The sequence below is a fragment of the Streptomyces sp. NPDC058274 genome (genome assembly GCF_042881375.1).
In the GTDB taxonomy this organism is placed as follows: domain Bacteria; phylum Actinomycetota; class Actinomycetes; order Streptomycetales; family Streptomycetaceae; genus Streptomyces.
On the sequence record NZ_JBHVXW010000028.1, the window covers coordinates 19,748 to 41,590 of the forward strand.

General features: G+C 72.4%; 14 protein-coding genes. 6 read left to right on the forward strand and 8 right to left on the reverse strand.

What is annotated here, in order from left to right:
• Nucleotides 1-256 precede the first annotated feature (256 nt).
• The 5 genes from ACFVYF_RS35645 (at nt 257) to ACFVYF_RS35665 (ending at nt 7,734) form a co-directional block, all read left to right on the forward strand.
• Nucleotides 257-550, forward strand: coding sequence for a DUF503 domain-containing protein (locus ACFVYF_RS35645; protein ID WP_355793302.1), 294 nt, complete (start codon nt 257-259; stop codon nt 548-550).
• Between the two features lie 33 nt (nt 551-583).
• Entirely contained in the window at nt 584-1,033 is a 450-nt protein-coding gene (rbfA, locus tag ACFVYF_RS35650) for a 30S ribosome-binding factor RbfA (protein WP_389462190.1), read from the forward strand.
• Complete coding sequence (gene truB / locus ACFVYF_RS35655) at nt 1,030-1,935, forward strand: tRNA pseudouridine(55) synthase TruB (RefSeq protein WP_389462191.1); 906 nt, start codon at nt 1,030-1,032, stop codon at nt 1,933-1,935. Before rbfA ends, truB begins: the two co-directional genes overlap by 4 nt.
• Nucleotides 1,936-2,281: 346 nt before the next feature.
• Nucleotides 2,282-6,643 carry a serine protease gene (locus ACFVYF_RS35660; protein WP_389462192.1) on the forward strand — a complete coding sequence of 1,454 codons (4,362 nt, stop codon included), beginning with the start codon at nt 2,282-2,284 and terminating at the stop codon, nt 6,641-6,643.
• A gap of 137 nt (nt 6,644-6,780) precedes the next feature.
• The gene (locus ACFVYF_RS35665; RefSeq protein ID WP_389462193.1) at nt 6,781-7,734 is read left to right on the forward strand and encodes a bifunctional riboflavin kinase/FAD synthetase; all 954 of its coding nucleotides are present in this window, start codon (nt 6,781-6,783) and stop codon (nt 7,732-7,734) included.
• Nucleotides 7,735-7,852: 118 nt separating this feature from the next.
• Here the strand turns inward: ACFVYF_RS35665 and ACFVYF_RS35670 are convergent, their stop codons facing one another.
• The 8 genes from ACFVYF_RS35670 to eccE form a co-directional block, all read right to left on the reverse strand.
• Complete coding sequence (locus tag ACFVYF_RS35670) at nt 7,853-8,893, reverse strand: ABC transporter ATP-binding protein (protein WP_389462194.1); 1,041 nt, start codon at nt 8,891-8,893, stop codon at nt 7,853-7,855.
• On the reverse strand, nt 8,890-9,885 hold the full coding sequence (locus ACFVYF_RS35675; protein WP_389462195.1) for an ABC transporter ATP-binding protein: 996 nt from the start codon (nt 9,883-9,885) through the stop codon (nt 8,890-8,892). Before ACFVYF_RS35675 ends, ACFVYF_RS35670 begins: the two co-directional genes overlap by 4 nt.
• The gene (locus ACFVYF_RS35680) at nt 9,882-10,847 is read right to left on the reverse strand and encodes an ABC transporter permease (RefSeq protein ID WP_389462196.1); all 966 of its coding nucleotides are present in this window, start codon (nt 10,845-10,847) and stop codon (nt 9,882-9,884) included. The genes ACFVYF_RS35675 and ACFVYF_RS35680 overlap by 4 nt, the downstream gene beginning before the upstream one ends.
• Nucleotides 10,844-11,911 carry an ABC transporter permease gene (locus ACFVYF_RS35685; RefSeq protein WP_389462197.1) on the reverse strand — a complete coding sequence of 356 codons (1,068 nt, stop codon included), beginning with the start codon at nt 11,909-11,911 and terminating at the stop codon, nt 10,844-10,846. Before ACFVYF_RS35685 ends, ACFVYF_RS35680 begins: the two co-directional genes overlap by 4 nt.
• Nucleotides 11,912-11,931: 20 nt before the next feature.
• On the reverse strand, nt 11,932-13,791 hold the full coding sequence (locus ACFVYF_RS35690) for an ABC transporter substrate-binding protein (RefSeq protein ID WP_389462198.1): 1,860 nt from the start codon (nt 13,789-13,791) through the stop codon (nt 11,932-11,934).
• 351 nt (nt 13,792-14,142) lie between these two features.
• Nucleotides 14,143-17,610 carry an SCO5717 family growth-regulating ATPase gene (locus tag ACFVYF_RS35695; RefSeq protein WP_389462199.1) on the reverse strand — a complete coding sequence of 1,156 codons (3,468 nt, stop codon included), beginning with the start codon at nt 17,608-17,610 and terminating at the stop codon, nt 14,143-14,145.
• Between the two features lie 336 nt (nt 17,611-17,946).
• Nucleotides 17,947-18,741, reverse strand: a complete 795-nt coding sequence (locus ACFVYF_RS35700) for a hypothetical protein (protein ID WP_389462200.1) — start codon at nt 18,739-18,741, stop codon at nt 17,947-17,949.
• Nucleotides 18,738-20,072, reverse strand: coding sequence for a type VII secretion protein EccE (gene eccE / locus ACFVYF_RS35705; protein WP_389462201.1), 1,335 nt, complete (start codon nt 20,070-20,072; stop codon nt 18,738-18,740). Before eccE ends, ACFVYF_RS35700 begins: the two co-directional genes overlap by 4 nt.
• Before the next feature lie 207 nt (nt 20,073-20,279).
• On the opposite strand from eccE, the gene eccB reads away from it, so the two are divergent.
• The gene (gene eccB, locus ACFVYF_RS35710) at nt 20,280-21,809 is read left to right on the forward strand and encodes a type VII secretion protein EccB (RefSeq protein WP_389462202.1); all 1,530 of its coding nucleotides are present in this window, start codon (nt 20,280-20,282) and stop codon (nt 21,807-21,809) included.
• Nucleotides 21,810-21,843: the final 34 nt, after the last annotated feature.

The following is a 21,843-nucleotide window of genomic DNA, read 5'->3' on the forward strand; positions in this document are numbered from 1 at the left end:
GGCGGTGACAAGTCACCGCCGGCCAGCTCGCCGCTTTTAGGGGCGCGGGGAACTGCGCGACAAGCCCCCACCGGCCGACGGCCGAAGGACAACCCAGAGGGCCTGGGGCGCAGCCCCGGAAGGACGGGACGGGCAGGGGCGGCGGGGGCGAAAACCCCGTCGAGCGAGCCGGCGGTTCGTTGTACGGTTCTGATGTCCCCGCCAAGCATTTGGCTGGGCCATCTACCCCGTACCGGCGGGACATCCGGATACACCTATGTACGTGGGGACACTGTCCTTCGACCTGCTCCTCGGCGACGTCCACTCGCTGAAGGAGAAGCGCTCTCTCGTCCGGCCGATCGTCGCCGAACTTCAGCGGAAGTACCCGGTGAGCGTGGCGGAGACGGGCAACCAGGACCTTCACCGCAGGGCCGAGATCGGCCTGGCGGTGGTCTCCGGAGACACCGAGCACCTCACCGACGTCCTGGACCGGTGCGAACGGCTCGTGGCTGCGCGACCGGAGGTGGACCTGCTCTCGGTGCGACGCAGGCTCCACAAAGACGAAGACTGACGGAACAAGCAAGGCGAAGAAGGAGACGGACCAGTGGCCGACAACGCGCGGGCGAAAAGGCTGGCGGACCTCATCCGAGAGGTGGTGGCCAAGAAGCTGCAGCGCGGGATCAAGGATCCGCGGCTCGGCACCCACGTCACCATCACGGACACCCGGGTCACGGGTGATCTGCGGGAGGCGACCGTCTTCTACACGGTGTACGGGGACGACCAGGTGCGGGCGGAGGCCGCCGCGGGCCTGGAGAGCGCCAAGGGCGTGCTCCGCTCCGCGGTCGGTGCGGCGGCGGGCGTGAAGTTCACGCCGACGCTCACCTTCGTCGCGGACGCCCTGCCGGACACCGCCAAGACCATCGAGGACCTGCTCGACAAGGCACGCGCCTCGGACGAGAAGGTGCGGGAGGTCTCCTCCGGCGCGAAGTACGCCGGTGACGCGGACCCGTACAAGAAGCCGGGCGAGGACGACGAGGACGACGCCGCGGAATGACGCAGAAGCCCACGACGCCCGACGGGCTTGTCATTGTCGACAAGCCGTCGGGCTTCACTTCGCACGACGTGGTCGCCAAGATGCGCGGCATCGCCAGGACCCGCCGCGTCGGCCATGCCGGCACCCTCGACCCCATGGCCACGGGCGTGCTCGTCCTCGGCGTCGAGAAGGCGACCAAGCTCCTCGGGCACCTCGCCCTCACCGAGAAGGAGTACCTGGGGACCATCCGGCTTGGGCAGAACACCCTGACGGACGACGCCGAGGGTGACATCACCTCGTCCACGGACGCGTCCGGCATCAAGCGCGATGCCGTCGACGCCGGTATCGCCAAGCTGACCGGCGCCATCATGCAGGTGCCGTCCAAGGTCAGCGCCATCAAGATCGACGGCGTGCGCTCCTACAAGCGGGCGCGCGAGGGCGAGGACTTCGAGATCCCGGCCCGCCCGGTGACGATCTCCTCGTTCGCGGTGTACGACGTGCGGGACGCGGTCGCCGAGGACGGCACACCGGTGCTCGACCTGGTCGTCTCGGTGGTCTGCTCGTCCGGCACCTACATCCGGGCGCTCGCCCGTGACCTGGGCGCGGACCTCGGAGTGGGCGGCCATCTGACCGCGCTGCGCCGCACCCGCGTCGGTCCGTACAAGCTCGATACGGCGAAGACCCTCGACCAGCTCCAGGAGGAGCTGACCGTGATGCCCATCGCCGAGGCCGCCACCGCCGCGTTCCCCCGCTGGGACGTGGACGACAAGCGGGCCCGGCTGCTGCTCAACGGCGTACGGCTGGAGATCCCCGAGGAGTACGCCGGGGCCGGTGCCGTGGCCGTCTTCGACCCGTCGGGGCGGTTCCTGGCGCTGGTGGAGGAGCAGAAGGGGAAGGCGAAGAGCCTGGCGGTGTTCGGCTGACGGCCTGAGCGCCGTTGCCGTTTCTGTGTTGTCCGTGGAGCGGCGACGGCCTGAGCGCCGTTGTCGTTTCCGTGTCCTCCGTGGAGCGGCGACGGCCTGAGCGCCGTCGTCGTTTCCGCGTTGTCCGTGGAGCGGCGATCACGGGGTTGTTTCCTGGTCGCCGCTCCACGGCCCCCCTCGGTTCCCCCACCCAAGGTGTATCCATCCGTCCCCGCCTATTCACCCCTTCGGGCAGGCGCTCGGAGTGAACCGAGGGGGCGGAAGGGGGCGCGTTCGCGACGCGATCTGTCCCGCTGATCAGTGCGTGTCTACCGTCGGAAGCAGGCGCACGGCGGGGAGGTCGACCATGGCGGGACGGGGCCCGCGAACCGGCGGCCGGCAGACACCGGACCCGGCCCGGGAAGCGGCGTGGGACGCGGCCTTGGTACATGTCCGCGACCTCGCGGGACGCCCGCGCGGCACGGGATTCGTCGCCGACCACCACGGCACCCTCGTCACCAGTCACGAGGCGGTCGACGGCCTGGCCCGGCTGGTCCTGCACGCTCCCGGGGGCCGCACGCGCGTGGTGAGCGCCGACGAGGTCACCGCCCTGCCCGAGGTGGACCTGGCACTCGTACGCGCCGAGGGCCTCGGCGTGGACCCGCTCCCCGTCACCGTGCGGGACCACGTCGAGACCGGCGCGTACGTCCGGATCGCCGCGGGCGGCCTCCGGGAGGCCCGGGTGCTCGGCGCGACCGCCGTGACGTACGCGGCGACCGACCGTTTCCATCTCCTCGACGGGGCAGTGGAGCTGGCGATCGGCACGGCGGGTGCGGATGCGCTCCGGCTGGGCGGAGGGGCGGCCGGGGGACCGGTCGTCGACACCGCGACGGGGGCGGTCGTGGCGGTCCTCGGCACCGCCCTGCAGGCCGGACACCGGGCGGCGGGCCTGGCGGTCCCCCTGCGCGGAGCCGCGCGAGAAGCCGGCGGTCCGCTCGCCGAACTGCTCGACCGCAACGCCGCGACGGTGCCGGCCTATGGCGCGGATCTGAATCCGGCGGGAGTCCTGGAACTCACGGCCACCTCGGTGGGGTCGAACGGGCCGGTGGCCGGCGGCGATACGGGTCCGGCCGACGTACTCCCGGGTTCCGGTGCTTCGGCCACCGTCTCCACCGTGGTCGAACGGGCCGACGTGATCAGGGAGTTCGCCGCGTTCGAGACCGGACCGGCCGCCGTCCTCGGGCTCGTCGGCCGGCCCGGCAGCGGGCGTACGACGGAACTGGCCGCGCTCGCCGCACGCCGCGCTCAGGGGCCGGCACCCGCCCCCACCCTGTGGCTGCGCGGCGCCGACCTCCTGGCCTCGGACGTCTCCGTGGCCGACGCGGCGGCGCGGGCGCTGGAGCGGGCCGGGCGGATCGTGGCGACCTCGGGGGCGGGAACCGTAGGCCAGGGCGGCCGCCACCTCGGTCTCGCCGCAGGGCGGCCCAGCCGGTCCGGCGCCGCGGACGTGCTGCCGCCCGGCGGCTACGAGGGCGAGCTCGGCGACATCGGCCCCGACCGGCTGGCCTCGCTCGCGCACCTCGCCGGACGCCCCCTGCTGCTGCTCCTCGACGGCCCCGAGGAGATGCCTCCCGTCCTCGCCCACCGCCTGCCCGAGTGGACCGCGGGGACGGCAGCGTGGCTGCGGGAGGCGGGCGCGCGACTGGTGGTGGCGTGCCGGGCGGAGTACTGGGAGCAGGCGGGGGCGCACGTCCCGCGGGAGTTGCTGCACGGTGACCGTGGGCGTGGCGGCCGGTCCCTGTCGCACGGTGACCGGGGGCGCGGCGGCCAAGGGCTGCCGTACGGCGAGCGGGGCCCCGGCAGCAGGGGGCCACTGGACGGGGAGCGGGCTGCCGGGGGTGACCGGCTGCCGCCCTGCGTCCGGCTCGGGGACCTCGGGGAGGCGTCCGCCCGGGAGGCCCGCGCGCGCTACGGGATCCCGGACGGCGTTCTCCCGGACGCCGACGCACGCCACCCGCTGACGCTGCGCCTGCTGTCGGAGGTCCGCGCGGCCCTGCCGGACGGGGCGCTGGGCGAGGGTGCCGGCCAGGCCGGCCGGGACGAGGTGTTCGCCGCCCACCTGGATCTGATGTGCCTGCGGATCGCGGTCCGGCTCGCCGCCGCGAACGGGCTGCGGGGTGCGGCCGTACGGCGGCTCGCGGCGCGGGTCTCCGGGCAGGTGCACGAGGCCGCCCGGCGCTGTCTGGGCCCCGGACAGGGGGAGTTGGACCGGGAGGCCTTCGAGTCCGTCTTCCCGTGGGGGCCGGTACCCGGACGCCGGCTCGGCGCCACCCCGGGCTGGGCCTCCGCCGTGCTCACCGAGGGCCTCCTCGTGCCCGCGGGCAACGGTTACCGCTTCGCCCACGAGGAGCTCGCCGACTGGATCCAGGGCATGCACCTCGACCTGGACGCGGCCCTGCACGCCCTGGTGCACCGCGGCCGTGCCGTGACGGACGACGGCCCGCTCCCGTCCCGGCCGCCGACGCCCGCCGGCCGCCGACGCGCCCGCACCGCCCGTCGGACCGGGCCCGCCGGCCAGGCGCACCGCATGCTCCCCGTCCCGCGCCACCGCATCGGACCCGTCGTCGAGGCACTGCTCCTGCTGGCCCGGCAGCACGGCACCGCCGAACTCGCCCTCCGTCTGGAGGACCTGATCGACGCCCTGGACGCCCTGCCGCCCACGGGCGCCGACCCGGGAGGCGACTCCGTAGGCGACTCCGCCTGGTGGGCCGCCCGGCTCCTCGGCGAGGTTCTGCCGCGCGTGCCCGACGCGACTCCGTACGCCGGGGTGCTGCGGCTGCTGGCCGAGCGCATCGTGCGGTGGCGGCAGCAAGGGCGGGGCGTACCGGGGGAGTTCGGGCCGTGGTTCTGGGAGACGGTACGGCTGCGGGAGGCGGAGCGGTTTGATCTGCTGCGGCGGCTGGTCGTCGCGGACGAGGCCCCCGGCCCGGACCCGCGGGGCGCCGCGTCCGCGGGCGCGGGGAGCGCAGCGCAGAGCAGCTCTCCGGACGCGGGCGAGGAGCCGTCGTATCCGGCAGGCGGGGCGTCCCGGGGGCTCGACGTGGTGCCGGAGCAGCGCGTCGGCGACCCGAGGGGCGGTGGCGATTCCGTGCGCACCCAAGGGACTCCCACGGACGACTCCGGGGCGACGCAGCGGGCCCTCGACCGGGAGGCTCCCGGCTCCGGGGGCAGGGAGCGCGCCTTGGGCGTGGACGCTTCCGCGGCCGGGGGTGGGGAACGGGCCCTGGGCGTTGACGCTTCCGGGGCCGGGGGCAGGGAGCGTGCCTTGGGCGTCGGCGCTTCCGGGGCCGGGGGTAGGGAACGGGCCCTGGGCGTGGGCGCTTCCGGGGCCGGGGGTAGGGAGCGTGCCTTGGGCGTGGGCGCTTCCGGGGCCGGGGGCGGGGCCGGGGCAACAGGGCACCACCCCCTCGACCGGCCGGTCTCCGGCGCCGGGTCGCCCTCCGCCGGGCCCCGTGACACCCCCCGCTACCTGGACGCCGTCGCCCGGCTCCTCGTCGCCGATCCCGCCGTTGTACAGCCGCACCTCACCCGCTGGTTCGACGACGAGCGGCCGTTGCCCGCGACGCCCGACGCGACCGTGGCGGCCGCGGCGCAGGCGCTGCTGTACGCGCACCGGCGGCGGGCCCTCGACGATCTGGCGGAGGCGTTGGTCGGCTCCGCGCACCGGCGCGGGGACGAGCTGCTGGCCGTACTCGCGGAGGAGGAGCCGTCGGCCATGTGCCGGGCGGTCGACCGGTGGGCGCACGACGAGCGGCCGGCCCGGCGCGTGGCGGCCATGACGTACGGACTGCGCGCCGCACCCCACGTGCGCACGGAGGCCGACCGTGAGCTGCTGCGCTACGCGGCCCTCGCCCTGCTCGCCCGCCCCGCCGACTGCACCCTGCACGGCGCCGCCCTGGCCCTGCTCGTACACGACCCCGAGACCCGGTCGAGGTACCTCCCGCGGACGCTGGAGCGCTTCGTCACCGGGGACCCGCAGCTGCCCGCGAGCGCGCTCGTCGCAGCGCTCGCGACCCATCCGGAGCCGGTCCTCGCCGCCTTCCGGACGCGGCTGCGGCAGCCCGGCCCGGACGCCGGCGACACCCTGCGCACCCTGGCGGACGTCACCACGCCCGACCTCGCCCGCCGCGTCGCCCAGCTCGTACGGCAGGTCGTCGAGCTGCGCCCCGAGGCGGCCGGGCAGGTGGCCGCGTACGTCGACCGGCGCCTGGAGCACGGGCCGGCCGCACGCGCCGTGCTGCTCCCGCTGGTGAGCGGCCTGCTGGACGGCGGCCCGCTCCCGGCCCGGACCGCGCTCGCGCCCGTCCTCGCGGCCCGCGGCAGCCGGCGTTCCCGTGCGCTCCGGCACGAACTGCGGGAACTGCTGCTCACACACGAGCGGGACCCGGCCGTGCTCGACGCCCTGCTGAGGGCCGTCGCGGGCGCGGCCCACGGCGACCCGGAACACACCCGTGAGCTGGTCCGCCGTACCGGGCTGCTCCTCGTCCGCACCCCGGCCGGCGCCACCCGCTTCGACCGCGGTCTCGTCGACCTCGCGCGCGAGCTGCCGGGCTTCGCCGCGCAGCTCGCGGGCTGGCTCACCGACGCCCCGCAGGACTGGTCGGCGGTGGTCGGCCCCAGCGCGCGCCGGATGATCGAGAACCTGGCGGGGGTACGGGTCCCCGCCTGACCGGGGCCGCGGGCGTGCGCCCTGTCACAGCGTCCATGCCGATGCGAGCCGAACCCCCGCGGCATGGCACCCTTAGACCTGCGTATGAGGCAACCACGGACACGGGTTCGACGAGTTTGCGACAAGGAGCAGTCACAGTGCAGCGCTGGCGTGGCTTGGAGGACATCCCCGAGGACTGGGGGCGCAGCGTCGTCACCATCGGTTCCTACGACGGGGTGCACCGCGGGCACCAGCTGATCATCCGGCATGCTGTGGAGCGCGCCCGTGAGCTGGGCGTTCCCTCCGTCGTCGTCACCTTCGACCCGCACCCGAGCGAGGTCGTGCGCCCCGGCAGCCACCCTCCGCTGCTCGCCCCGCACCACCGCCGTGCCGAACTGATGGCCGAGCTGGGTGTGGACGCGCTGCTCATCCTCCCCTTCACCACCGAGTTCTCGAAGCTGTCGCCCGCCGACTTCGTCGCGAAGGTCCTGGTCGACAAGTTGCACGCGAAGGCGGTCGTGGAGGGTCCCAACTTCCGCTTCGGCCACAAGGCGGCGGGCAATGTCGACTTCCTCCGCGAGCAGGGCCGGACCTACGACTTCGACGTCGAGGTCGTGGACCTGTTCGTGACCGGTGAGGCCGGGGGCGGCGAGCCGTTCTCGTCCACCCTGACCCGGCGGCTGATCGCCGAGGGCGACGTGGAGGGCGCGCGCGAGATCCTGGGCCGCCCGCACCGCGTCGAGGGCATCGTCGTACGCGGCGCCCAGCGTGGCCGCGAGCTGGGCTTCCCGACCGCCAACGTCGAGACCCTCCCGCACACGGCGATCCCCGCCGACGGCGTCTACGCCGGCTGGCTGCACGTCCAGGGCGAGGCGATGCCCGCCGCGATCTCCGTCGGCACGAACCCGCAGTTCGACGGCACCGAGCGCACCGTCGAGGCATACGCCATCGACCGTGTCGGCCTCGATCTGTACGGTCTGCACGTCGCCGTCGACTTCCTCGCCTTCGTCCGCGGCCAGGCCCGGTTCGACTCCATTGAGGCGCTGCTGGTGGCCATCACCGACGATGTGAAGCACTGCCGGGCGCTCACCGAGGCGTACGAGATCGCTTAGTGCGCTCGCGTGGCGGCGCGGTTCACGTCCGGACCGGCCCGGCCGAGCGGTTCGCGTCTGCGCGCTGAGGGGCGCGGCCGGGCCTCGGCCACGCCTCTCGCTCAGTGCCGGGAGCCGCTCACTCGGCGGCGAGCCGCGCTGTCGGTTCGGTGGTCCTGGCGCGCGCCCAGTGGCATGCCACCTGCGCCTGACCGCCTCCGTCCAGCACCTCCAGGTCCTGGGTCCGGCACGCGTCCGCGACGCCCGCGCGCTCGGCCTCGCCGCTCGCCAGGATCTGGCAGCGGGCGTGGAAACGGCAGCCGGACGGAATGCGGGACGGGTCCGGCGGCTCACCGGTGAGGACGACCGGATCGCCCGGAGCCTCCGGGAGCACGGACAACAGCGCCTGGGTGTACGGGTGCTGAGGTGCCGTCAGGACCTGCTCGACCTTGCCGGTCTCCACGATCCGGCCCAGGTACATGACCGCGACCCGGTCGGCGATGTTCCAGGCCAGGCCCAGATCGTGCGTCACCACCAGTGCGGACAGGCCGAGTTCGGTACGCAGCCGCAGCAGAAGGGCCAGGATCTCGCCGCGGACCGACGCGTCCAGGGAGGCCACCGGCTCGTCGGCGACGATGAGTTCGGGCTCCAGGACCAGGGCGCCCGCGATCACCACACGCTGGCGCTGACCGCCGGAGAGTTCGTGCGGGTAGCGCAGGAAGAAGCGCTCCGGGGGGCGCAGGCCGGCCCGGGACAGGGCCTCCGACACGGCCGCCCGCTCGTCGCCGCCGTACCGGTGGATGCGCAGCCCCTCGGCCACCGCGTCGTACACGGTGTGCCGGGGATTGAGTGAGCCGCTCGGGTCCTGGAGGACCAACTGGACGCGTTTGCGGTACGCCTTCAGGGCGCGGGAGGTGTAGTCGAGCGGCTTGCCGTCGAAGGTGACGCGGCCGCCCGTCGGCGGGACGAGCCCGAGGAGGGAACGGGCGAGCGTCGTCTTGCCGCAGCCCGACTCGCCGACCAGCGCCACGATCTCGCCGGGCCGGATGTCGAGATCGACCCCGTCGACGGCGCGGGCGCGATCGGCACCGTGGCGTCCCGGGAAGGAGACGTGCAGGCCTTCGGCGGTGAGGAGCGGCGCCGCCGTGACAGCGCGCTCGACATCGGGGGAGGTCGTCATGAGGTGGTGCTCCTCGCTTCTTCCGCCGTCACCGGGACGGCGTCCGTCCCCACGTGCACGCACGCGGCCCGCCGCCCCGCGCTCGCCTCCCGCAGGGCCGGGTCGTCGGCGGAGCACGACTCCAGCGCCACCGCGCAGCGCGGGTGGAAGGTGCAGCCGGTGGGCAGGGCGGCCGGGTCGGGCGGGTCACCCGGCAGTCCGCGGGGTGCGAACCGGGACGCGGGATCGCCGATCCGGGGGAACGCGGCCGACAGGGCCTTGCCGTACGGGTGCCGGGCGTCCTCGTACACCCGCTCGGCGGGGCCCTCCTCGACGACGCGGCCCGCGTACATCACCGCGAGCCGGTCACAGGTGTCGGCGAGTACGGCGAGGTCGTGGCTGATCATGACGAGTCCCAAGTCCTCTTCCGCGACCAGCTGTTGGATCAGACGCAGGATCTGCGCCTGGATCATCACGTCGAGGGCCGTGGTCGGTTCGTCGGCGATGATCAGCCGCGGGTCGCAGGCCAGTGCCATGGCGATCATCACGCGCTGGCGCTGTCCGCCGGAGAGTTCGTGCGGGTAAGCGTCCGCGCGGGCGGCGGGAAGTCCTACGTGTTCCAGCAGTTCGCCGGTCTTCCGCTTCGCGCCCGCCGCGGTCGCCTTCCTGTGCAGCAGGATCGGCTCGGCGATCTGGTCGCCGATGCGGTGCACGGCGTTCAGCGAGTGCATCGCGCCCTGGAAGACGATCGAGGCGCCCGCCCAGCGGACCGCACGCACCCGCCCCCACTTCATCGTGAGCACGTCCTCGCCGTCGAGCAGGATCTCACCGCTGATCCGGGTCCCGGCCGGCAGCAGCCGCAGCAGGGCGAGCGCCAGCGTGGACTTGCCGCAGCCGGACTCACCGGCGATACCGAGCTTCTGTCCCGAGTCGAGCGAGAGGTTCACACCGCGGACCGCCGCCGCCCCGCCGGCGTACGTCACTTCCAGGTTCCGGACGTCGAGCAGGCTCAACGGGACACCCCCAGCCTGGGGTTGAGGACGGACTCCACGGCACGGCCGCACAGAGTGAAGGAGAGGGCGACGCCGGCGATCGCGACGCCCGGCGGCACCAGGTACCACCAGTCGCCGGAACTGACCGCGCCCGCCTCGCGCGCGTCCTGGAGCAGCCCGCCCCAGGAGACGACGGTCGGGTCGCCCAGGCCGAGGAAGGCGAGCGTCGCCTCGGCGAGGATCGCGGAGGAGATGATGAGGGTCGTCTGGGCGAGCACCAGCGGCATGACATTGGGCAGCACATGGCGGGACATGATGTGCCAGTGGCCGCCGCCGAGCGCCTTGGCGCGTTCGATGTACGGCCGCGACTCCACGGCGAGGGTCTGCGCGCGCACCAATCGCGCGGTCGTCGGCCAGGTCGTGACGCCGATCGCCAGGATGATGGTGCCGAGCGAGCGGGACATCACCGTCATCAGCGCGATCGCGAGCACCAGGGTCGGCATGACCAGGAACCAGTCCGTGATCCGCATGATCACGGTCGCGTACCAGCCGCGGAAGTGCCCGGCGGTGATGCCGATGAGCGCCCCGATCGCCACCGACAGGACGGCGGCGAGCAGCCCGACGAGCAGCGACACCCGCGAGCCCCATACGACGAGCCCCAGCAGATTGCGCCCGAACTGGTCGGTGCCCAACGGGAATTCGGCGCTCGGGCTCTCCAGCGGGCCACCCGGCGCGTCCGTCACGTTCTGCACGTCGGCACCGACGGTCAGCGGCGCGGTCAGCGCGATCAGCGCGAAGAGGCCGAGCGCGGCCAGACCGAGGACACCGGCCCGATGCGTGCGGTACTCCCTCCAGAAACGGGCGGCGGAGTGCCGCCGGCGCTGCCGGGCGAGGGCACGGGGGCTCTTCGCCGAGGCCGGTGCGGTCTTCTCGGGCGCGGTGGATTCGGGCGTCAGCGGCCCGTCCGACTCGGTCGTGGTCATCGGCCCACCCGGGGGTCCAGCAGCGGATAGATCAGATCGGCCAGCGTGTTCATCACGATCACCGCCGATGCGAAGACGAAGAACAGCCCCTGGACCAGGGGCAGATCGGGCACGCTCAGTGCCTGGTAGAAGAGGCCGCCGAGGCCCGGCCAGGAGAAGACGGTCTCGACGAGGATCACGCCCGCGACCGTCCGGCCGAGGTTGACGAAGATCAGCGTGACCGTCGGCAGCAGCGCGTTGGGGACGGCGTGCCGGCGGCGCACCAGATCGTCCCGCAGACCCTTGGCACGGGCGGTGGTGAGATAGTCGCTGCCCATCTCGTCCAGCAGCGCGGAGCGGGTGACCAGCAGCGTCTGCCCGTACTCGACAGCGACCAGGGTGATCACCGGCAGGACCAGATGGTGGGCGACATCGAGGACGTACGCGAAGCCCTCCTCGCCGCCCGACTCCATGCCACCCGTCGGGAAGAGACCGGGGATCGGCCCCATGCCCACCGAGAAGACGATGATGAGCAGCAGCCCGAGCCAGAACGACGGGATCGAGTAAAGGGTCAGCGCCAGACCGGTGTTGATCCGGTCGCCGGCCCCGCCACTGCGCCACGCGGAGCGGGTGCCGAGGAAGATGCCGAGCGCGGTGTAGAGGACGAACGCCGTGCCGGTGAGCAGCAGGGTGTTCGGCAGCGCTTCGGTGATCTTGTCGATGACGGGCGCCCGGAACTGGTACGACGTGCCGAGGTCACCGGTCAGCGCCTTGCCGCAGTAGTCCGTGAACTGCTGCCACATCGGCAGGTCGAGCCCGAACTCCTTGCGGTAGTTGGCGAGTTGCTCGGCCGACACCTGCCGGCCGCCCGTCATGTACTTCACGGGGTCGCCCGGGATCAGCCGGAAGAGGAAGAAGCTGGTGACGAGGACGGCGAGCAGGGAGACGGCCGCGCCGCCCAACTTGCCCGCCACATACCGCAGATAAGCGGTGGTGGTGCGCGCCCGTGGTCCGCGGGCCGACGGCCCGGCCTCAGCCGGACCGCCGGTTGCCTCGACCAGCGCTGGTGTTGCCTCAGCGGTCATGAATGGCTCTTACTACTCGGCTATTCCCGGTCTTCGGCGGTGGAACGGCGGCGCATCGCGAAGAACACCCCGGCCCCGGCGAGGACGATCACACCGGCGACGATGCCGATGATGACGCCCGTCGAGCTCGAATCGTCGGAGGACTCACCGGAGGACGCGGCCGGAACCGCCGACCACCAGCTCCAGTAGCCGTCCTGGCCGTAGATGTTGCCCGCGGCCTCCGGCATGGTGGTGATCGACTTGATCTGGTCGGTGCGATAGGCCTCGACCGCGTTCGGGTACGCCATGACGTTCATGTACCCGGTGTCGTACAGCCGCGACTGCATCTGCTTGACGAGATCCGCCCGCTTCGCGGTGTCGTACTCCGCGAGCTGCTGGTCGTACAGCTCGTCGTACTTCTTGTCGCAGATGAAGTTGTCCGTCGCGCCGGTGTCCTTGGGGGTCGCCGGCAGGGCGTCGCAGGTCTGGATCGACAGCAGGAAGTCGGGATCCGGGTTGGCGGACCAGCCGTCGAAGGCGAGGTCGTACTTGCCCGCGAGCCAGGGATCCGTCACGTTGTCCAGGCAGTTGAGCGTGACGCCGATGCCGAGCTTGCCCCACCACTCCTTGAGGTACTTGCCGACCGCCTTGTCGTTCGGGTCGGTGGCGTGGCACAGGACGCGGTAGTTGATCGGCTTGCCGTTCTTGCCGACGCGCTTGCCGTCACTGTTCTTCTTGTAGCCCGCCTCGTCGAGGAGCTGGGCCGCCTTGGCCGGGTCGTACGACAGCTTCTGGTCCGCGGACGGCTTCCAGAAGTACGTCGAGAAGCGCGGCGGGAGATAGCCCTCGCCCTCGACCGCGTGGCCCTGGAAGACCTTGTCGATGATGGCGCTCCGGTCGACTCCCATGAAGAGGGCGTGCCGGACCTGCTCGTTCTGCAGCGACTCGGCGCCGTCGCCGAACTTCTGGCCGTTCTTGGCCTTGGCACCCGGGTTGACGGCGATCCCGTAGAAGCGGCGGCCCGGGGCGTCGTTGACCTTGATGTTCTGCTGCTTCTTCAGCGTGGCCGCCTGAGCGGGCGTCAGGCCGAAGGTGAAGGAGACCTCGCCCTTCTGCAGCGCGGCCACGGCGGCGTCATTGTCCTTGTAGTACCTGAAGACGAGCTCGTCGAACTTGGGAGAGCCGCGCCAGAAGCTCTTGTTGGCCTTGAGCCGCACATAGCTGTCGGCCTTGTAGTCGGTCAGGATGAACGGCCCGTTGCCGACGATCGGGAAGCTCTTGTCGTTGGTGAACTTCGAGAAGTCGTCGACCTTCTCCCAGACGTGCTTGGGCACGATCGGCACATCGAGCGCGGCCATCGTGGCCTGCGGCTTCTTGAGCTCGATGACCAGCTTGGTGGGGCTCGGGGCGGTGACCTTCTTGAAGTTGGTGACGAAGCTGCCGTTCGCGGTGGCGGCACCGTCGTCGGTCATCATCTTGTTGAACGTCCATGCCGCGTCCTCGGCCGTGGCCTGCTGACCGTCCGACCACGTGGAGTTGGAGCGGATCGTGTACGTCCAGGTGAGCTTGTCCGCGGAGGGTGTCCACTTGGTGGCGAGCCCCGGGATCGCGTGGTTGTCCTTGGGGTCGTAGTTGGTCAGGTACTCGTACATGAGCCGGTGAATGCTCGTACTGACCAGACGCGTCGCCAGGAACGGGCTCAGCGAGTCGACACTCTGCGCGACCGCGACCGTGAGGACCTTCTTGCTCTCCTTCGCCTGCGCCGACTGCGGTGCCGGATTGAGCGGAGTCGCGAGGCCGGCGGTGAGCGTGAGCGCCGCGGCGCCGGCGAGGGCGATGAGCCGGGGCAGTCGGGTCCAGGGGCGTGGGCGCCTTCTGTCGTACTGATCTTGTGTGTTCATGGGTCGGTGACCTCGCGTCATCGCTCGCACAGGGATGGCTTGTCGAACTGCTGCATCAGGGTTGATCGGGTGACGCCGGCGGGGTTGATGTGTGTGTCTATCAGCGGCGGTCTCAGCACGTCAACGGCGTATGAACCCCATGTGGCCTGCGGAAATAACGAGTTGATGCTGATTTCGCGCTTATTGGTCCAGACCGGTGAAGCCCCCCTGGTGGGGGCCTGACGCCCCGTAACGCCCGTGGACAGACCAGGTGTGCGCCAAGAGACCTTCCGCGGACACACGAAGGGCCCGCACCGAGGTGACCGGTGCGGGCCCGAGCGTGAACCGGCCCTCGAAAAGGGGCCGATCGGGTTACTGCTGAGGGGGCGGGGGCGGACCCTGCTGCCCCGGGTGCGGCGGATAGCCGGCACCCGGACCACCCGGCTGCTGGTACGCCGGAGGCGGCTGCGGCGGATAGGGCTGACCCTGCTGCGGCGGGTACGCCTGACCGGACTGCGGCGGCTGCGGGGGCAGGCCCGGCACCGGCTGCCCGGGTACGTGCTGTCCGGGTACGTGCTGTTCCGGTCCCGCTTGTTGGCCGGGAACGTACTGCCCCGGCACCGGCTGCTGCTGGTGGCCCGGCAGCGGCGGTGCGGCCACCGGCGGCGGATTGCCGTCGGACGTCCACAGACCGTGCGACTGCTGGTGGCGCGCGATGTCCTCGGCGACCATCGCGGAGAGGTTGAAGTACGCCTCGCGCACCTTCGGCCGCATCATGTCGAGATCGACCTCGGCACCGGCGGCGAGATGCTCGTCGAACGGTACGACGACGACGCCTCGGCACCGGGTCTCGAAGTGGCTGACGATGTCCTCCACCTTGATCGTCTTGCCCGTCTCACGCACTCCGGAGATCACCGTGATGGAGCGCGAGACGAGCTCCGCGTACCCGTGCGCGGACAGCCAGTCCAGCGTCGTACTGGCGCTGCTCGCCCCGTCGACGGACGGCGTCGAGATGATGATGAGCTGGTCGGCGAGGTCGAGCACCCCGCGCATGGCGCTGTAGAGCAGACCGGTGCCCGAGTCGGTGAGGATGATCGGGTACTGCCTGCCGAGCACGTCGATCGCCCGCCGGTAGTCCTCGTCGTTGAACGTCGTCGACACGGCGGGGTCGACGTCGTTGGCGATGATCTCCAGACCCGAGGACGCCTGCGAGGTGAACCGCCGGATGTCCATGTACGAGTTGAGGTACGGGATCGCCTGGACGAGGTCGCGGATCGTTGCCCCGGTCTCCCGGCGGACGCGACGCCCGAGCGTACCGGCGTCCGGGTTGGCGTCGATCGCGAGGATCTTGTCCTGCCGCTCGCTGGCGAGCGTGGACCCGAGCGCGGTGGTCGTGGTCGTCTTGCCCACGCCACCCTTCAGGCTGATGACGGCGATCCGGTAGCAGGACAGCACCGGGGTGCGGATCAGCTCCAGCTTCCGCTGCCGCTCGGCCTCCTCCTTCTTGCCGCCGAGCTTGAACCGCGAACCCCCCGCGGCCGGCCGCCCGCTCTTCGCCTTCTGCTTCTTGTTGTTGAGCAGCCGGTCGGAGGACAGCTCCACCGCGGCGGTGTAACCGAGGGGCGCGGCACCGGGGTTGGTCGGCTGACGCTGGTCGTGCTGAATGGGCTGCGGCCAGGCGGCACCGGCGCGGGGATCCACGGGAGCGGCCGGGGGCTGCGCCTGCGGGTGGCCGGGCTGCGGCTGTCCCTGCTGCGCGGGCGGCTGCGGGAAACCGTAACCGCCCTGCTGGGCAGGGGGGTTGGGGGTGCCCGGCGTGGCGGGCTGCGGGAACCCGTAGCCGGCCGGGGGGCCCGGGGGCTGCGGCGCCGCCTGGTTCGGGGCGGGTGCGCCCTGCTGGGGGAAGCCGTAGCCACCCTGCTGCGGGACGGGCGCTGCGGGCTGCGGGAAACCGTAACCGGGCTGCTGGGCCGGTGCGTTGGGCGTCGACGGAGGCGCGGGCGGAGTCGGCGCTCCGGGCTGCCCGGGCGGAGTCGGCGCTCCGGGCTGCCCGGGCTGCGGGAAGCCGTAACCGGGCTGGGGCGTGGGCTGCCCCTGCCCCTGCGCGGGGTGGGGCGGCTGCGGCGCGGGGGGCTGATTCCAGGCAGCCGGCGCGGGCTGCGGCGCCTGGGGCTGGAACGCCTGCGGCGGCTGCGGTGCCTGCGGGGGCTGGTACGGCTGCTGCTGCGCCGGTGCCGGTGCCTGCGGGGGCGCCGCGTGCTGCTGTCCCTGGGCGGCGAAGGGCTGCGGCTGGGCGGCCGGGGGCTGTGCGGGAGCGGGCCTTTCCGGTGAGCCCGGCGCGGTCGGACCGGCCGGCTGTGTGGCTCCGGGCCACTGTGCCGCAGCGGCGGGCGCGGCCGGCTGATAGGCGGGCGGCAACGGCGGGAGGCCGCCCTGCGGTGCCGGCGGGGGAGCCCAGGCCGGGGGAGCCGCGGGTACGTCGGCGGGGGCGCTCGTGGTGACGCCGGATACGGGGTCCTGTTGGCCGCTCTCGGGGGTGGCGACCGGGGAGCCGTGCGCGTCCGCGCCCGGGGTGTCCTCAGCCGCGGCCGCGGTCGGGCCGGCCGTCCGGTCTTGCGACCCCGTGTCCGGTTCTTGCGACCCCGTGCCCGGTGTGGCCGAACTGTCGTCGACGGCAGCCGCGTCCTGCCGGGCGGCGGCTTCTGCGTCCTGCGCGCCTGTGACGCCAGCGTGTGCGCTCGTGGCGTCCTGCGCGCCGGCGACGCCTTGCGTGCTCGTGGCGTCCTGCGTGCCGGTGACACGAGCGTGTGCGCCCGTGGCGTCCTGCGTGCCTGTGACGCCAGCGTGTGCGCCCGTGGCGTCCTGCGTGCCTGTGGCACCAGCGTGTGCGCCCGTGGCGTCCTGCGCGTCAGCAGTGTCCTCGGCGCCGGCGGCGTCCAAGGCGGCGACCGGGCTCGCGCCCTCGGAGTCCGCGCCCTGCGACTCCGCGCCTTGCTGACCGCCGGTCCCGGCCGACTTCGCGGTGTCGCCGTCGCCGTCGGTCCCACCGGCCGTCGTCCGACCCGGTCCGCCGACGGCGGACTCCGGCTCGGGCTCGGACTCGGGCTCCGGCTGCGGTTCCTGAGCCGCGACCGGGGAACCGTCCGCGGCGACCGGCGAACCGTCCGCCGCGACCGGGGAACCGGCGACCTCGTCGGGTGCGCCGGCGTCGTCGGACGCGGCGGCTCCCTCCGGGGCCTCGTGACCGTCCCCGTCACCGGGACGTCCGCTCACGTCGACACCGGCGCCCTGCGACTCGTCACCGGCACCCGGGCCGCCCGGAACTCCACCCGGAGTCCCGGCCGGCGCGGCGGCGGACTCGCCGGCGGCCGCGGCCGCTTCCGCCGCCTCGGTCCGCACCGCGATCTCGCGCTTCAACGCGGCGGCGGAGAACCGCATGGTGGCGCCGCTCTCCAGGTCCCCGTTCCCACTGTCGGGCTCGGCGGGCGTCCGGGGCGGGTTCCAGCCGGGCTGCTGATAGCCCTCAGGAGGCGGAGGAGGCAGGTCGACGGGCCGGCCGGCCGGCGGCGGAGGCGGGGTGCCCCCGGCGAGCGGCGGGACGGGCGGCACGGGGTACGACGGAGGCGCCGGAGGCACGGGCGGAGCCGACTGTGCGGCCACGTCCGGTTCCGGAGCGGGCGACGCCTCCGCCGAGGCGCCCGACGCGTTCTGCGTGTACCAGGCAGGCGGTGCGTAGTCGATGGTGAACTCGCCCGTCGTCTCGATGGCGGACTCCGCGTCGGACTGGTCATCGCCGGGTGTGGCCCAGCCCCCGCGGATCCCGTCCCGATCGCTGTTCACAGTTCCTCCTGGTGTGGTCGAGCACCCTCATGCCGTACTGGGGCGACCGCTCTCGTTGTCCGAAGTCGTCCGAGTCCGCCCGGATGTCCCCCTGGGGCGCCGACGGCCCGCTCACGGGTCGCGGTGCGCGCCCGGTCCCAGCCTAATCACCACAAGCGCCCCCAGGGCAGGCCCGTCCACCCCTCCGCGCCCGCCCGCTCGGTCCCGTCCGGCCCAGAGGTGGCGTACCCGCCCTCCGTAACCAGGAACAAAGCGGGTGAATATGGTGAACACGTCGGACGAAAGAAGGGGTAAAACGGTCTCAAATGCCCCATGTTGATCGGCTGTTGTGCCGAATCAGTCCATCCTGCGTGGCGTACCCAACAATCCGGTCTCGGCGTCCGTCGGCTGGGTCATCACATACTGCCGGTCGCGGTCGGCGCACCAGAGCGTGACGCCGTCGGCGAGCGTGGGCAGCGAATCCATGTCCGCGCGCGGCAGCGCCAGCGTGCGGCCTATCTCCGCGGCCTCGTCCGGCGAGACCCGCTGGACTCCGACGAGCCGCGCCTGGCGCATGAGCCGAGGGGCCACCGGGCTGAGATACGGCAGCAGCGTCAGCACCGCCTGCCACGGTCCCGCGACGACCCGCCCACGCGGCGGCCGCATGCCGCAGTCCCGCACCACCAGCACCGGATTACCGGCGGAGGCGCCCTGCGGCGGCACCCGGCCGACGTCGTACACCGCCATCCCGTTCTGTCCGCCGCCCATGGCGTGCACCATCTGCATCCAGGACTGCGGGCGCCCCGTCTCCACGGCCACGCGCGCGCCGGTCGCCGCCGCGCGCAGGGCCAGCACCTGCGCGGTCCACAGACTGCCGATCAGGACGACGTCGTACGGAGTCGGCCGGTTGAGCCCCAGCACCGCCGGCTGCCCCTCCGCGTCCACACCGACGACGACACCGTCGTCCCCGATGGGCAGCGCGAGGGAGTCCAGCTGGTCCGCGGACAGCACATGGCGTCCGTGCCGCGGCCCGATGAGCCCGAAGCCGGTGCGCAGCCGACCCCGCGGCCGCTCCGGGACCGAGGGCTGTGCCGCGTCGGGAGAGCCGTAGGCCCCCGACGGCCTGGGCGAGTGTGTGGTCATCGAGGTCATCGCGCGCCTCCGAGGGGCAGAGTGGCGAGCACGCCCGGAAGCTGCTCACGGTCGAGCCGGGCCAGGCCCGCCCCGGCCTGGCGCGCGGCGTCCTCCAACGCCCGCCGCGCCGCGACCAGTTCGTCATCGCTGCGCCCGGTCACCCGCAGGTGTCCGGTCAGGGAGACCTCCTGCCGCTCACCGCGTCCGAGCGTGAGGCTGAAGGTCGTGGCCAGCGCGGGCACGGCCGTGAGCTGCGCGACGAGGTGCGGCAGCGAAGGTCCCTGGCCGCCCAACTGCGGCCACCGGCGCACCCAGTACGTCGTATGCCTGCGGTTGTCGCAGCGCCAGCTGCGGCTGGACTCCTCGGTCCGCCGCGCCGGCGTATCGGTCCGGCCGGCCTCGGCCGTCACGAGGGGGTTGGCACACGCCGAGGTGGCGATGGCCGCGATCAGCTCCTCCTCGTCGAGCACCGTCGTATGGAAACCGGCTCCCTTCAGCCGGCTCGCGAGGTGGTCGGCGACGCGCACGACACACTTCTGCGCCCCGACGAGACCGCCCCCGCGCGCGGCCACGGCCTCCGGGCACAGCTCGGGATCCAGCTTCAGCGCGATCCAGGTGATGCGGACCGCGGGTGCTCCGGTCTGGGCCTGCAAGGGCGCGTAGTTGCTCACCGCGACCGACTGCTGCGGCAGATGCAGCGCGGGCGCGGGCTGCGTGTGCAGCACGATCTGCGCCGACTCCAGCCGGATCCCGTCCACTTCCAGAGCATCCCGCACCAGCCCGAGGGGCAGTGGCAGCCGGCTCCGCTCGGCCCGCAGCGCGGTGGCGTCGGCCTCGACCTGGAGCACGGCCGCGACGAACGTGCCGTCGCCGATCATCCCGACCGAGCGCCGGTCCCGGCCGCCGTACGCGTACGTCCGCAGGCTCGGGTCGCACTCGACGGCGGGCGCGAGGCCAGGTTCCGTACCCGGCTGTATCGGCGTGCCGGCCGCGCGGCGCCGACGGGCGCGCAACGCCCGTGCCGTGCCGAGCCATTCGGGCAGCGAACGCCCGCGACGGCGGACAAAGGCGAGCAGGACGAGCGCTACGGCGATCACGGCCGCCGCGATCAGCGCCACCGGGCCGATGACCCAGCCGGTGAGCGTGACGGCGGCGGCGAGTTCGAGAAGAACGACCCGTTGCAACCGGAACGACCCGAACTGCCCGGGGCGCGTCCTGAGATGCAGGGCGCCCGATTCCTGCTGCCGCGCGCCCGGCGCGGCCGGCCGCTGTGTCCGCGGCGCCCCGGATGCCGGAGAGCCGTGCGCCTGCGACCGGTCGCGCGACCGGGTCCGCGGTCCGGAAGCCATCACGCCATCCCCCCGTAATACTCACAACTCGCTGCAATTTCGGCACCGCACAGGGCGCCGAAGGCCCCTCGAAGATCCAGGTACCCTACCCGTTCCACGAGACCGTTCCTTTACCAGGCATAGTAGGGGGCCGGTCCGACAACGGAGGGCGGGGGACGGTGACCCCCGAGCGCCGCGCAGGCGAGACACGGGGAGAAGCAGGCACACATGGCATCTCGGCGGGACCAGCTCAACGCCTACACCTTCGCGAAGCGGCGCATGCTTGCGTCCTTTCTTCAGCCTTCTCCTTCGGGCTCGGAAGAAGGGGCGCCCAAGCCACTGAGCTCGCTGCTGCCCGGCGTCATTGTCGGCGTAGTGATCCTCGCGGTGTTCGGCGGGATCGGAATGTTCAGCCCGACGGCACCCAAAGGGTGGGCCGAGCCGGGCGAGCACGTCATCGTTGCGAGTGACTCGACCACTCGGTACGTGGTGCTGACTACGGGCGGCGAGACGCAACTGCACCCGGTCCTCAATATGGCCTCCGCCAAGCTCCTGCTGGATCCCAGCAAAGACAGCGTCATCACTGTCGACGAGAAGATCCTGGACGGCGGAAAGCCACCGCACGGCGCCACCATCGGCATCCCTTACGCCCCCGACCGCTTGCCTTCGTCCGACGAGGCAGAGTCCGCCAAGCGCTGGGCCGTCTGCGAGACCCCCGGAGAAGGCGGCCGGGCCATCCAGAAGGCGGCGTTCGTCTTCGCCAAGCAGGACTGGTCCAAGACCGAGGGCAGCAACAAGCTCTCCGGAGGCGACCTCATGTATGTCGTCGCCCCGGACGGCAAGACCCAGTACGTCGTCGACGCGCACGGGGTGGCCTACCCGCTGGCCGACCCGGCTGACAACGAACTGCTCAAGGCGCTCGACACGCAGGGCCGTTCACCGCAGCGCGTTTCTCAGCAATGGCTGGACACCCTCCACCAAGGCGACAAGATCTCCATCCCCACCATTGACGGCACACCGGGCACCAAAGCAAACGCCGCCAGCGCCCTCGGGCAGTACGACAAGGTCGGCATGGTCATCAAGGCGTACGACGGCCAGTTGATGGAGTACTACGTAGTGCTGCCCGGCCGCGTGGCCCGTATCTCCGAGTTCACCGCCACCCTGCTGCTCAACAGCGGAGACCTTGTCCGCGTAGGCCAGGCGGGCGAAGCACAGCAGGTCAGTCCTGGTGCGGTCGCAGACAGCACGACGTTCGACCGGGACAAGGCCTGGCCGACGCACAAGCCGAAAACGGTGAACGACGGCACCGGCGCCACGACCGGCCGCAACACGGTCTGCAACGTCCTGCGGTCGGTCAGCAAGAAGGACAAGGGCAGGACAACCCTTTCCACGTGGGTGGGCACCGACTTTCCCGCCCAGCTGCCCACCGGCTCCTCCAGCGCGTACGTCACCGCCGGCTCCGGCCAGCTCTTCCGCCAGTTCACCGGCACCGACACGAGCGCGGGCGGCGTTTTCCTGGTCACCGACACAGGTCTGCGCTACGCCCTGCAGTCCAACAGCGACAGCGCCACGGATGACAAGGGCATCGGTACCTCCGCCAAACAACGCAAGGAAGAGCTGAGCGAAACCAAGATCGCCCAGAGCCGCCTCGGCTACGAGAAGGCGACCCCGGCGCCGATCCCTGCGGAATGGTCGACCTTCCTGCCGACGGGCCCGCGCCTGTCGGAGACGGCGGCGCGACAGCCGCAGGGTTCGTAGGGGCGTAGGAGAGCGAATCTCATGTTGAACACAG